General features: G+C 63.0%; 1 pseudogene. It reads left to right on the top strand.

Going from position 1 to position 305, the window contains the following annotated elements:
• Positions 1-305 (top strand): annotated as a pseudogene (locus tag ACZ3HG_RS23310) (nitrite reductase (NAD(P)H)); the annotation flags it as partial.

Below are 305 nucleotides of genomic sequence, written 5' to 3'. Positions count from 1 at the left end.
GCCACAAATTCCTGGAATGCCTGGCCGAGAGCGGCGCGGGCGACCTCAAGGTCACCATCCTCTGTGAAGAACCACGCCCGGCCTACGACCGCGTGCACCTCTCCGAATTCTTTGCCGGCAAGAGCGCGGAAGATCTCTCGCTGGTGGCGCCCGGTTTCTTTGACGCCGGCCGCAGCCCGGTGCAGTTCGATCTCAAGCTCAATGCCAAGGCCCGGCACATCGACCTGGAACGCAAGCAGGTGGTGGTCAACGTGGCCGGCGCAGAAGAGACCTTGTCCTATGACAAACTGGTACTGGCCACCGGC

The sequence above is a fragment of the Erwinia sp. PME.40.26/001 genome (assembly GCF_055556675.1).
The sequence above is the reverse complement of the archived record's forward strand: the minus strand, read 5'-3'. Positions and strand labels throughout refer to the sequence as shown.